This window comes from Bacillus sp. JJ675, assembly GCF_036963165.1.
Taxonomy (GTDB): Bacteria; Bacillota; Bacilli; order Bacillales; family Bacillaceae; genus Bacillus; species Bacillus glycinifermentans.
Genome location: NZ_JBALMR010000026.1, coordinates 1 through 12,934 on the forward strand (window position 1 = coordinate 1; position 12,934 = coordinate 12,934).

Consider the following 12,934-nt stretch of genomic DNA (forward strand, 5'->3'; position numbering starts at 1 on the left):
TCCCATGTTTTATAAAGCAGTTCTGAGCCGTTTGTCTGCAAAAAATGAAGAGCTTCAGCCAAACGAAGCACCTCCTGCACTCAACAGATTTTCTTCTCCCCAAATCGATTCGTATACGATTTCGACGAGGCTCGCTCTTGTGACGATGCCTGTGAGGCGGTTGTGCTCATCGACGACAGGCACAAATTTGATGCCCCGTTTTAAAATTTTCCTTACGGCATCGCGAAGAAGCTCGTGTTTTTTCACCGTATAAATGTCGGTATGGACAACCTCGCCGACAAGCTTTGCTTTTCTGCGCATCTGATCGATGATTTCAACATCGACATATCCGCGAAACCGCCGCTTTTCATCGACGACAAGCAGCGAGTCGACGCGGTGCCGCCTCATGATCTGAATCGCCTCTGACAACGTTTTATCAGCCGTTACCGTGACGGGATCGGCATTCATGATCTGTTCCACACGTTCGATTTCGGGGGTCGATTGAATGAGCCTGTCTTTTCCGATAAAATCTTCGACAAAATCGTTTGCAGGGTACCGCAAGATGTCATCGGGAGTGCCGACCTGGACGATCTCGCCGTCTTTTAAAATGACAATCCGGTCCGCAAGCTTGATCGCTTCATCCATATCATGGGTCACAAAAACGATCGTTTTGTTTAATGTTTTCTGCAATTTTTTAAACTCTTCCTGGAGCGTGTCACGGGTAATCGGGTCGAGCGCGCCGAACGGTTCATCCATTAAAATTAACGGCGGCCCGGCGGCAAGCGCCCGCAAAACGCCGATTCTCTGCTGCTGTCCCCCGCTCAGTTCGTGAGGGTAGCGCTCCAAATATTCCGGACCCATATCAACGAGTTTTAACAGATCGCGCGCCCGTTCTTTCCGTTTATCCTGAGGCCATTTTAGCAGCTTCGGAACGAGCGAAATGTTCTCTTGAATCGTCATGTGCGGAAAAAGCCCGATTTGCTGAATAACATAGCCGATCTTTCGGCGAAGCTTGACGGCGTCCTGAGTCATGATATTTTCACCGTCAATATAGATGCTGCCTGACGTCGGTTCGATCAGGCGGTTGATCATTTTCATCGTCGTCGTTTTTCCGCAGCCGCTCGGGCCGATGAAACAGATAAATTCGCCTTTTGCGATATCCAAATGAATGCCGTTTACAGCTTTTTTGCCTCCTTTATACACCTTTGAGACGTTTTCCAGTTTCAGCAACAACTGCACCTCCACAATTTCGTTAAAAACATTAAAATCGTTAAATTTATTTTTGTTTTTTCAGAAAAATTTAACATTTATATTATAAATGATCATCTGAAAAACCTAAAGCTGATGAAGCAGCCATATTAGATGTGAAATATTTGTGAATGCAAGTGTCCTCTGTTCAACTGCCGTATCCTCAAGTTTGCTCCATATTCCTTTGGAATCCTCGTGAAATAAGCAATTTGTCACGAATAAGAAAACGGCTGTCAGCCATGTGACAGCCGTTGCTTTCTTAAAGCGGCTTCGCGTATATAATATAGCGCTGCGGCGCGTTTCCGATGTAAGAAAACGGATAACACGTCGTCAACACCAATTCCTCTTTTTTGTTTTGCAGCGTAATGATCGAAGTATCGTCTTGATCAACGATTTTTGTTTTGATGATTTCGTATGCATAACGGCCATACGGCGCTTCTACTTCCAGCCGGTCTCCGAGTTCAAGCTCCCCCGTTCTGCGAAAAACCGTGTCCCTGTGCCCGGAAAGAACAATTTGGCCGTTCTGCTTCGGGTAGTAGCTGCCTTTATAATGGCCGACGCCTTTTTCTAAATCTTCGGCGCTCGTACCTTCCACGATCGGCAATTCGGCTTTTAATCTCGGAATGTATAAAATGCCGACAGCTTCTCCTGTTGCAGGTTTGAACGATCCGGCAGACGATCCGTCAAGGGAGCCTCCCGCGGCGACCGACTTTTTGGCCTCTGTCAATGAATCTTCCGTTTGTCTGTTCGTGTCGTATATTTTCCAGCCGCCGTAAACGATAATCAATAAACCGGCTGCAATAAGCAGCAAGGAAAAGACCTTCATTTTCATAGATTGGATGACCCCTTTTTCCGCATATAAACCATTATACCGGAGAAAAGGAGCAGAATCCCTAAAAATAACGGCCTGTACAAATACGCAGCGGTATCCGGAAGGAAATGCCGGTTTTGTTCGTCATCGCTTCTTTTCCCCGGAAATATTCCGTCCGAATGTTTTGCTGTATGGCTGCCTTGAGAAGGCGTTTGTCTGCCGCTTAGTATGTCTCCGCCCCGCCCGGGCAAAAATCTATTTGCACCATTTGTCGGACCCGGCAAAAAGCCGGCTGCATCATCAGGTTTTTCATCTTCTCCGGGCAAGGAACCGTTCGGATCATCATCAGGCGGTTCACTGCCGCCGTTTCCCGGTTTCTCTCCCGCGCCTCCGTCTGCCCCGAGCTTTTTAATTCTCCCTTCGGAGGTATACGATATCGGTTCTTTAAAGCTTTTGATAAATTGCACCGTTGCCTCGATATCTTCTGGCCCTGTCACCGGGTTTTTTCCAAGCCGGGAAATCGGCTGATATTTGCTGCCTGATGCAGATGCCATAAAATGATTGACGGTTACCGTATAGGTTCGGTCTTTGTCAATCGGTGAGCCGTCCTCTAAGAGGATTTCGGCCGTTTTGTTTGTTTTTGGATCCCAGGTGTATGTAAAGCCGCTGATGCTGTAGTCAGGACCGTATACCGGAGAAATTTGCGCATCGATGATGTCATACAAATCCCTTCCTTTAATCTCAAGCTGGACCAGGACGTTTCCGAATGGCTGGATATTGAAAGCATCTCCCCATGTAATCGTGCCTTTTTTTAAGTCTTGGCGGATTCCGCCGCCGTTCATTAAGGCAAAGTCAGAGCTCATCGCATGCTTCATTCCATCGGCGATTAAATTTCCGAGCGGGGTATCCCCGTCGTTTGAATATCCGCCGGCCATATCATGAGCCGCCTCACCGATTTTTTCTCCGATGATCGGGCCGACCATCTGCTCATATTTTTTTAATATGCCGGCTGCAGCCGGATCGGGACTGATCGCTTCCTGGTTGACGTATTCCACTTCCGCCTTTTTTCGGACGATATCCTTCGTGTCCCTGTCGATTTCCAAATCAACAACACCAATCGCTTTGCCGTATTCGGAGGCTTGAACGATTAAAGCCCCGCCTGCCTCGCCGTTTACTTCTTCATGATTATGCCCGGCAAAAATCACATCTACTTCAGGATCCGCCTTTTTTGCAAGCTCGGCTGACTCACCCGTTACGCCGGTGCCATGTTGCGAAGCCGTCATATGAGCAAGCACGGCGATTGAGCGTACGCCTTTTTTCTTTAATTCACTAACGGCCTGATTGACAGCTTTTGTCTCATCGGTGAATTCGATGTCCTTGATACCGTCAGGCATTACCATATCGGCGGCAGACCTTGTAACCACTCCAATGAAAGCAACCGGAACGCCCTCCACGTCAAAAATCTCATACGGAGGCAAAAAGGCGGCACCGCTGTTTTTCAGCTTGCAGTTGGCGCAGACGAGAGGAAAATTCTGCCCGTCGTAGCCTTTCGTCCCTTTGCCTTCCGGATGCTCTCCGCCGCGCAGGATTCGAAGAAGCTCATCTGTCCCTTCGTCAAATTCATGGTTTCCGACCGTGCCCACATCAAAGCCGATTTCCTCCATGAGTTCGACCGTCGGTTCGTCTTGAAGCAAAGAGGATACAGGCGAGCTTCCGCCAATCATATCTCCCGCGTGAACGAGGAGCGTGTTTTTCCGCTCGGCTTTCCGCTCTTTTATTAAAGCTGCCGCATAGTCCATTCTGCCGAAGGTTCCGTCCGTTTGTCCGTCACCGTTGAGATCAAGCTTATACTGCTGATCGATTTTGCCGTGCAGGTCGTTCATGCTTAAAAGGCGCAAAGAGATATTTCCGCTGTTTTCCTTCTTCGTATAGCCGGCTCTTTCCGCTTCCTCTGAAGATGCGAAGAAGATTCTCCTTTCAACCGGAACCTCGCGCCATTTGTCAGGCGCTACATACGTTTTGTCCTCCGAGTCGCCGACATACCTTGTCAGCCCTTTCCCCTGTTCTCTTGCACGGAATTCAAACGGCAGTTCAAGAAGCGGGTCATCCGGGTCCCACATGCCAAGCCGCTCGTCTTTCGCTTTTTTGACCGCCTGTTGGAACAGCCTGTAGTCCGTCCAGCTGCTGACAGGCCAAATAAAATATGTCACAGCCAGCCCTTTTTTGACGAGTTCCAAATTCGTGTTTACGCCATCTTCTGTCATGACCTGGGCGAGCAGCCTGCCGTAGCTGTCCTTCGCTTCTTTGCCGACTTTTACGGTTACCTTGTCTCCGCTTGACAACATCGACTGCAAGTATTGTTTCGCACGGTTTCCGTGTTTCAGCTGGTTTTCATCCAGCTCGTTTTTTGGTGTATGATACGTTTCAGGCGTATCCATATTCATCAATCGCACCTTTGTCGTCCCGAGCACCGGTTCCTTCAAGTGGATCGTATCCCCGTCAACGACGCGGTCCACAACGCCTTCATACTCCCCTTCCGAAACGGGAGGCGGATTATCGATCCCGTCCAGCTTTTTGATGTCCTCCCGCTTTCTCGGCAGCAGCTGAAGCGTATCATAACGGCTTAAAATCCCAGTAACCTCAAACCATTTGCCTTGTTCAATCAAATGAACGGCATTCGTGTCTTCCATTACCCGGAGCGTCAGCGGGTTGTAGCTTGCATCGATCATCGTGATGTTGCAGCCTCCCCCAGCCGGGGAATCAGGCATTGTTTCAATAAATCCTTTTATTTTCACGAGGCGCCCTTCATATTGCTCTCCGATTTCTGCGTGTTTCAGTTCTTCTATGGTCAGCAAGTACGGATTCGGCAGAGTCGCACCTTCACCTGTTACATCGATTCCGCCGGGAGCGGGAATGATTTCTGTCAGCCCTTTATATGACGCGACTTTTCCAGTGACCGAAACGTTCATCCCTTCCTTCAGCTCCGGAAAATCAGCTTGGGAAGGAGAAAAAATGTTGATTCCCCCCGTATCGTCCTGCATGTAGGTTGACAGTTTCCCGCCGCCTATCGCAGACTGGTTCGCCGTGACGGTCCCTTTGATTGTGACGGTTTCATTCATGCGCTTGCGTGCTTCCGCTATCGACGTTACGTCCGGGCGGGAAGGTTCTCCGCTGCCCTCCGTCAGCTTGATGGATTGAACAGATTTTAAACCCGGGGAATGAAAATATGAGGAACGTTCTCCTTTGACGATCAGTTTTTTTCCGATAAGGTGCGGATTCGTTTTTAAGCCGAATTGGCTCCTGAATGCTGCGGGAATTTTAACGGGAAGTATATTCTCAGGCGATGTTTCATCTTTTTGATCAGCGATTGCCATGTTGTAATCATTCGCAAATGGGCCCGTGAATCTGTAGTTTCCTTTCGAAACGGTGTGGCCGACGACATACCCTTCAACATTAGCGCTTCCCGAGTTATTGCGGATCGCTTCCTTTACCGTTATCGGCTGCTCCTCTCCTCGAGAGACCTGCGTATACGGCGCGAGGAACGATGACGCCATAAACATTGCGATCACCGCCAAAGGCGCAAAACGCTTCTTTAACATTTTGACCATATAACCGCCCCCTTTTTTGTTGCTTCCTGTCAAATGTACCTGAGGTTTATAAAATCCATATAAGGATTTTGTAAACATTTTAAAAAAGAATGAGAACAGGGCTGACCTTATTCTCATTCTTTAGCCGGAAGTTTCAATGTCACCTTCGTTCCCTTGCCTTCTTCACTTTCAAAATGAATGCTTCCCCCGTGATTTTCGATGATTTTAAACGTAACCATGAGCCCGAGGCCCGTACCTTTTTCTTTCGTCGTGTAAAAAGGCTCGCCGAGCTTTTCCAGCGCTTCTTTCGAAATGCCTTTGCCTTGATCTTCAAAGGTAATGAAGACGCTGTCTTTTTCCCTGTATGAGCGGATGGAAATCGCTCCTTCGGCATGTTCCATCGCTTCGATCGCGTTTTTAAGAATGTTAAGAAACACCTGTTTCAGTTCGTTTGAAACTGCGAGAATCTCAGGAAGCTCCTCGCTCAGCTCCTTCTCGATCCGCACATTGTTCAAAACGGCTTGCGATTCCAAAATCATGCAGACATCGTTGAGGAGCGTGTTCACCTGAACCTGATCAAATGTCGCCGATTTTGTTTTCGCCAATACGAGAAACTCGTTGATGATCGACTCAAGCCTGATGAATTCCGACATCATCACTTCGGCGTATTCCTTCTCGTATGTTTTCGTCTGAATCATCAATTGGAGGAATCCTCTCAGCGATGTAAGAGGGTTGCGGATTTCATGGGCGATGCCTGCTGCAAGCTGTCCGACTGCTGAAAGCATTTCCGATTTGATAAGCATTTTTTCAGACTGCTTCTCATTCGTGATATCTTCGGAAATCTGCAGAATCTGCTGCACATTCCCCATCCTGTCCTCCACGGGAACGAGCGAAAACTGCTCCCACCTGTCTCGGCCTTTCTTATCTTGATAATGAATCTCGCCGGACCAGGGCTGCTTTTCAGCGGCCAGTTTCCAACGGGCAGAAAGTTCATCACACATAAAATGCTGTTCGTACAAAGCTTGAACCTGTTCGCCGATGATCTCGACCTGTTCTTTTTCGATCAGCTGACAAAACCGTCTATTCGCATATTGGACGGTTCCGTCGACAGAAGCGATCAAAATATTGGCCGGGCTTCGTTCAATCGCCTGAGCGCTGATATGCAGCGCCTCATTCGTCATTTTCAGCTCGGTAATATTTGAAAACGTCATCACGATCCCCTTCGCATTTTCGCCCGAATAGGAAGGGATCATTTTAACGGCGTACCAGTCGCCGTTCCCCGCTTTTATTTCCTTTTGAATCGTTTTTTTCTCAACCAGCGTCCTTTTTAAGTCTTCCGTATAATCGGCATATTTGAACAGACCACTGAGATCGCCTATCGGTCTGCCTGTGTCACTCTGCTTCAATTTGAGCGTCTTTGCCGCTTCAGGAGTGAACCATTTCACGTTCAAATTCCCGTCCAAAAAAAGCGCGGCTATGTTCGTGTTGATCAGCAGATGGTCCAAATGGTCATTGAGGGAAGACAGCTCTTCAATTTTCCTTTCAAATGTCTGATTGATCGTGATCAATTCCCTGTTTGCGGTCATAAGCTTTTGATTGGCGGCGGTCAATGCTTCATTAGAAGCCTCAAGATCCTTTATCATCCGGTACAAATGCCGAATGTCGGGATGGGTCTGGTCTTCGTCATCTTCAATAGGCGGCTGCTTGTTTGTCCCCGTTTTTTCTTCTTTCATAAACAGCACGTAAAGCGTATGGTATTGGCGGGGGAAACGCTTCAGCTTCAAGGTGACGAAAGAAAGCTTTCCGTTCAAATAAACCGGAACATGATTGAACTCGACTTCCCTTTTTTCTTTTCTTGCCTTTTGCAAAGCTGAGCTGACAGGAACGGAGAGGCCGGCGGGAAAAACGCGGCAGCTGTTTCCTTTTGAACATTTTAAAAATTGATCTGCACTGACCGAAGACGCCACGATTTCTCCCCTGTCGTTGAGGATCAGGCACGGATTTACATACTGATCGATCAATGACAGATAGATGTCATCCAGTTTGTGGAATTCACTTAGTTCATGGATTTTTTTATATACGTCCGTTTGCACCTTTGGATACACAGTTTCAGCATCAGAAAATAAACCTGATAGTTTTCCGATTGTTTCACTTGAGCCCAGCATATAAAATCCTCCTTTTCTAAGCGCAAAATAAAAAAGGAAACAAACCTTTTTTTCTCAAGAATCATGATGAAAATAAATGCTTTGGCAGCTGATACGGTTTTTCCGGAGGGAGAATCCTTACAGATTAACGCGGAGAGGCGGTAAGGGATGTTAGAGAGTACACTTCCTTTCCTTCAACAAGCTTTCATGACGAAAAACCGGCCCGCTTCATAAGCTCCGAAATTTGGGGGAGCCTTCTGATTTGGGCACGATCATTTTTTACTTTCGCCGGCCTTTCGTCCGTAAACAAACGGGGGATCTGACATGGATCTGTCCTTAGATCCGGAGACCGCCATTGTTCGCGGGCTAAACCCTAAGGAGGATTCGGCTAATGAACCCTTTTTTATTTGTTCATCTGAACTACTTTATTCGACGGTTCGCACAAAATCCCTTTAAATCCATTCCAGCGAATACTCCTTTTTTGAATAAAAATGCAGGTTCAGACAAAAAATAACTCCTGTACTAAATTGAAGGAGGATACCACAATGGATCAGCAAAACCAGGATCAAATGCAAATCAACCAGGGCAACGAAGGAATGCAGCACATGAATCACGGAGGCCACGAGGTTTTTGACATGCACGAAGTGCTGTCCGGTATGATCGGCATCCTTGAGCAGTACATGATGTTCAGACAGCATGTCCAGGATCGTGAGCTGATGGACATTTTAGACAGACAGCATCAATTTATTTTGTCACAGTACAATCTTACGGCGGAGTGCTTCCGGACGGGACAAAAGCCAAGCCAGGAAACCGCTACTTATATGATGAAAGAGAACCGTCAATTCGTATACGGCTTAAAGGAAACCCAGCCGAAAAAGCCGAAGATGTCTCCTCAGCAAATTGATGATGCGTGCATCAGCAGCTTCATGCTCGGCTTGCTTAAATCAGGCACTTCGGCTTTGGCGATGGCTGCTCCGGAAGTGACAAACCCGGTTTGCAGAAGGGTGCTGGCAGACCAAATTCCGCATTATATTGAAATGGCCTACGAAGTTTTTGTTTATCAAAACAAGCACGGCTATTATCAGGTTCCGCAGCTCGCTCCCCAGGACATGCAAAAAATGCTTTCCCTTTACGCCCCGGTCCAAGGCCAAATGCAGATGCCAACCAAAGGCGCAGGGCAGCAGGGACCCATTCATTAACAAAGAAAACGGCATTGGAAGGCCCAATGCCGTTTTTTCTTCGTGATCATATTTTCGTCTAAACTCCTCTTCAAACTGTGATATATCCTCGTTGACGGCCGCTTTGAAGCCTTGTTCGAAGGTTTTGCCCTCCGCCGTTTCTTTCATGATATCGAGGATGACGCTTTTGCCTTTTTTTCTGACAAGCTCATCAATCATGTAATAGCTCTGCAAATAAATGTCCGCTTCATACTCCTCGCGCATTTTTTTCCATTGCCGGTCCGTCTCTAGTTTGGCAAACGGAACGACGGCCGGCAGCGCCCGCACATATGCCGTATCATGAGCGGCAGCCCATTCCGCGACGCCCTCATGAAACCAAAGCGGATAATCTCCCGGCTCAGATCCGAGCTCCCTGAGCTTTTCATGAAAGGCATAATGGGTATATTCATGAATCAGCACCCGCTCATAAAGAAAAACGGCAAATCCCTCTCCTTTGAGAAGGCGCTCCCGTTCCTCGGGAAGCAGTCCGATCATTCGCGCTTCGTCCGAATAAAAGCCTGTGATATTTGACAGCCTTTTTGACAGCCTTGAAAATGCTTCGATTTCCTTTCGGCTTGAAAAAAAGACGAGATCAATCCCGTATAAACGCAGGTTTTGAAACAGCGTCCGGCTGAGGTCTTCGGCATCGTTCAGCGTCTGTTTCGTCAGCTTCAGCAGAGGCTTTTCCTGATCTGAATAATACATAGTGACCTGGCGAAAATGAGTCATCTCCTTCGCCTTGAGCAGTCCCTGCGTTTCCGGGCCTCCGGAAACGGGGATATCGCCCGCCTTTTCTTGATGAAAAACGGCTGCAAACAATATGCCCGCCGCCAATAGAACGAGGGCCGCTTTCACACGTTTCCCCACCGCTGCACCCCCATTTTAAGAGTGTGTCTCTTACTTTATGCAGGGAACTCTAAATGTGTGCTTTCGGCCAAAATAAAAAAGGCCGGCGATTTTTAAATCGTCTGCCTTTTTCAACCTGGTGTTATTTTTGCTCAGGGAACACCCTGCGGGTCATTTGGCCAAATTCATCAAACAAACCTTTGATTGGTTCGCCCTTTTGAATTCTTCTTCCATAATCGGTCATCCGGTCAACAAAGTCCGGATTAGCCGAAACATAGACATTATTAATGCTTTTGTCTGTTGCTTTGACCTTGTCGGAAATTTTCTTTTTCAAACTTTGCGTAACATCTCCTTGCTTATTTCCCGTCAATACAACCGCCACATAAGCATTGTTGTCTGTCACGATGACAGTCGCATTGTTAACTTCCTTCATGTCAGTGATTTTGTCGGCGATATCGTCAGCCTCTCTCATATTGTTTCCATTGCGGTTATCATCATTTACATTGTTGACATCATTGACGTCTCTGACATTGTTTCTATCTGCGACATTGTCCACTGGGGTACGGTCATTAGCATCGCGGTTATCCCTGTATGTGACGTTTCTAAAATTATCGTTGTTGCGGCCATTCTCCCCCTGATTCGCCATTCCGCATCCGGTGACAAATAATAACGGGAGAAGAAAAGCGGCAATTGCGCTTTTTTTCTTGTTGAACATGAACAAAGTGCCTCCTTTAATGATTTACCTATAGGTTTTTCTTTTTCGTGTTATTTATTCGTACAAAGCACGATTTTTATACCCGCAAATCTGTTATGATGATCTTTGAAGACATACAAAAATTGGAGGTGCTTCGAGAAGTGCAGCATACCGATGCATTGAAGAAGGCGAAACAAATATTTGACGTTTTGCGCATTACCAATTTTGCCGTCCATCCTGAGGAAACGCAGCTTGTCTTTGATACCAATATCAACGGAAAATCAAACCTGTGGGCGATGGATCTTCCTCATCTCTATCCTTATCAGCTCACCTTTTTGAATCAGGATTCAAGCGGAATCGCCTACAGCAAAGACGGTTCAGAGCTCTTTGCCGGGTTTGACAACGACGGAGATGAACAAAGCTGTTTATACCGCTTCCCATCCAAAGGCGGGGAAATGCGGCTTTTAAACGGAAACCAGCTCGACCGCCATTTTTCGCCGATCCCTGTAAAACATGCTGTTTATTATTCATCTGAAAGCAGCAACCCGACATTTTTGAATACATACAAGTACGATTTGCAGACAGGTGAAGAACGGCTCGTTTTTGAAGGAAAAGACGGTCCATCGCTGCTCAGCGATGTAAGTCCGGGCGAGAAAGCCGTCAGCATCCATGTGTCATTTGTCAACAGCCATTCCGTCTGTATGCTTCAAACCAGGGACGGACACGCGAAAGCGGTCGTTCCCGATGAAAAAAAGCCGCACATGGTCCATTCATCATATTTTCACTCAGATGACATACTGTATGTGACAACGAATTACGATTCCGAGTTTTCCTATCTTGCGTCATACACCATCTCAACCAATACATTCACCCCGCTTCTTTCGCTCGACAAAACAGAAATCACATCGATCTATGCAGACCCGGAAGGAACAAACCTTTATGTCACCGGAAAAAAAGGCGTCCTAGATCTGCTGTATCAGTATGACACAGCAATCGGAGAAAGCCGCGCCATCGATTGCCCGTGCACATCGATTACCAAAGTCGTCTGTGCAAAGTCCGGATCGCTCTATGTTCTCGGGTCGACTCCGACGAAGCCCGCCAACATTTATATGAAGGCGAAAAATGACACCGAATGGCGACAATTAACAAAGAACCAGGTTCCCGGGTTTTCTGAAGACGAGCTCTCCTATCCGGAAATCGTCACTTATCCGTCTTTTGACGGGCTGCCGATTGAAGGCTTGCTGTTTAAACCTGTTCCACAAGAGGCAAACGGCTATACCATTATTTGGCCTCACGGCGGACCGCAAGACTCCGAACGATTCAGGTTTTTCAATATCTTTCAAATTGCGGCCAAAATGGGCTACCAGTTATTCGCGCCGAATTTCCGGGGCTCGGCGAACTACGGCTACACGTTTTATCAAATGGTGGAGCAGGATTGGGGGGAAGGGCCGCGTCTCGATATGGTATCAGGGATCGACTGGCTGATTGACAATAAGCTCGCAGACAGGGACAAGCTGTTTTTGATGGGCGGAAGCTACGGGGGATATATGGCACTTCTCCTGCACGGGAGGCATCCCGGGTATTTCCGCGCCGTCGTCGATATTTTCGGTGTCAGCAACCTGTTTACGTTCGTCGAGTCGGTGCCTGACTTTTGGCGTCCCCTTATGGAAAAGTGGGTCGGTCATCCGGAGCGTGATGAGGAAAAAATGACGGCCGACTCGCCGATCACCTACTTGGAGCAAATGACAAAGCCAATGCTGATCATTCAAGGAGCTAACGATCCCCGCGTCGTAAAGGAAGAATCCGATCAGATCGTCGAACAGCTCAAGCGTTTGGGGAGGACGCCTGAATACATCGTCATGGAAAATGAGGGGCACGGTTTTTCAAAAAAGGAAAACAGAGATATGGTATTTACCGCGATTTTCAGCTTTTTTGAAAAACACCGGTTACGCGCAGCCGCCGGGACTTGAGAATAAAACAAAGACGTTAAGGGGATGGTATACATAAAAAGGAGGTAATCCCTTTGTTCAGAAGAAAAACAGGCATTCACCCGGCTGTTTTAGTTTTCGGATCTGCTGCTCTTACCCTCGCTTTTTCCCCGGAGCTTCGCAAGAGAGTTACCGGCATGTTTGCAGGCCGAATGGGCGGACAGCGTCATAACAGCTCCGCGAAAAACATGATGATGAACCCGGCCGATTTCATTAAACAGGCGTTCACTCAAGGAAACCAAATGCAAAGCAATCAGAACAGCACCCAGCACCAGTACGGCGCAGCAAACGGCCAGGAGGCTTCCGGACAGATGGCGGAAAGTCACAACGCCGCACATCAGCACGGACAGGCGCAGAGCCATACGAACCATATGCATTAAAAAAACCCGCACGCGCTTAAAAAGTGATATGCTCCCCTAA

The 12,934-nt window shown here is 47.6% G+C and carries 8 protein-coding genes; 3 read left to right on the plus strand and 5 right to left on the minus strand.

Annotated features, from left to right (window positions below):
- Window positions 1–54: 54 nt before the first annotated feature.
- The 4 genes from V7126_RS07545 to V7126_RS07560 all read right to left on the minus strand — a co-directional run bounded on the left by V7126_RS07545 (window position 55) and on the right by V7126_RS07560 (window position 7,790).
- Window positions 55–1,209, minus strand: a complete 1,155-nt coding sequence (locus tag V7126_RS07545; RefSeq protein ID WP_335497408.1) for a betaine/proline/choline family ABC transporter ATP-binding protein — start codon at window positions 1,207–1,209, stop codon at window positions 55–57.
- 277 nt (window positions 1,210–1,486) lie between these two features.
- A complete protein-coding gene (locus tag V7126_RS07550) occupies window positions 1,487–2,059 on the minus strand; it encodes a class D sortase (RefSeq protein WP_046129689.1) in 573 nt (190 codons plus the stop codon).
- On the minus strand, window positions 2,056–5,646 hold the full coding sequence (locus V7126_RS07555) for a 5'-nucleotidase C-terminal domain-containing protein (protein WP_335497410.1): 3,591 nt from the start codon (window positions 5,644–5,646) through the stop codon (window positions 2,056–2,058). Before V7126_RS07555 ends, V7126_RS07550 begins: the two co-directional genes overlap by 4 nt.
- Before the next feature lie 113 nt (window positions 5,647–5,759).
- Window positions 5,760–7,790 (minus strand): ATP-binding protein, encoded by a 2,031-nt coding sequence (locus V7126_RS07560; protein WP_046129687.1) that lies wholly within the window; start codon window positions 7,788–7,790, stop codon window positions 5,760–5,762.
- Between the two features lie 524 nt (window positions 7,791–8,314).
- Here V7126_RS07560 and V7126_RS07565 point away from each other — a divergent pair.
- Window positions 8,315–8,968, plus strand: a complete 654-nt coding sequence (locus tag V7126_RS07565; RefSeq protein WP_082094046.1) for a spore coat protein — start codon at window positions 8,315–8,317, stop codon at window positions 8,966–8,968.
- 1,006 nt (window positions 8,969–9,974) lie between these two features.
- Here V7126_RS07565 and V7126_RS07570 read toward each other — a convergent pair.
- Window positions 9,975–10,547: a YhcN/YlaJ family sporulation lipoprotein gene (locus tag V7126_RS07570; RefSeq protein ID WP_046129685.1), complete on the minus strand. Its 573-nt coding sequence runs from the start codon at window positions 10,545–10,547 to the stop codon at window positions 9,975–9,977.
- A gap of 140 nt (window positions 10,548–10,687) precedes the next feature.
- Here V7126_RS07570 and V7126_RS07575 point away from each other — a divergent pair, with 140 nt between their 5' ends.
- Window positions 10,688–12,496 carry a S9 family peptidase gene (locus tag V7126_RS07575; RefSeq protein WP_438823797.1) on the plus strand — a complete coding sequence of 603 codons (1,809 nt, stop codon included), beginning with the start codon at window positions 10,688–10,690 and terminating at the stop codon, window positions 12,494–12,496.
- Window positions 12,497–12,549: 53 nt separating this feature from the next.
- Window positions 12,550–12,894 carry a hypothetical protein gene (locus V7126_RS07580; protein WP_231947434.1) on the plus strand — a complete coding sequence of 115 codons (345 nt, stop codon included), beginning with the start codon at window positions 12,550–12,552 and terminating at the stop codon, window positions 12,892–12,894.
- Window positions 12,895–12,934: the final 40 nt, after the last annotated feature.

Coding starts and splice junctions, on each gene's coding strand:
- V7126_RS07550 (WP_046129689.1), bottom strand. CDS start 2,059: ATGAAAATGAAGGTCTTTTCCTTGCTGCTTATTGCAGCCGGTTTATTG.
- V7126_RS07555 (WP_335497410.1), bottom strand. CDS start 5,646: ATGGTCAAAATGTTAAAGAAGCGTTTTGCGCCTTTGGCGGTGATCGCA.
- V7126_RS07560 (WP_046129687.1), bottom strand. CDS start 7,790: ATGCTGGGCTCAAGTGAAACAATCGGAAAACTATCAGGTTTATTTTCT.
- V7126_RS07565 (WP_082094046.1), top strand. CDS start 8,315: ATGGATCAGCAAAACCAGGATCAAATGCAAATCAACCAGGGCAACGAA.
- V7126_RS07570 (WP_046129685.1), bottom strand. CDS start 10,547: ATGTTCAACAAGAAAAAAAGCGCAATTGCCGCTTTTCTTCTCCCGTTA.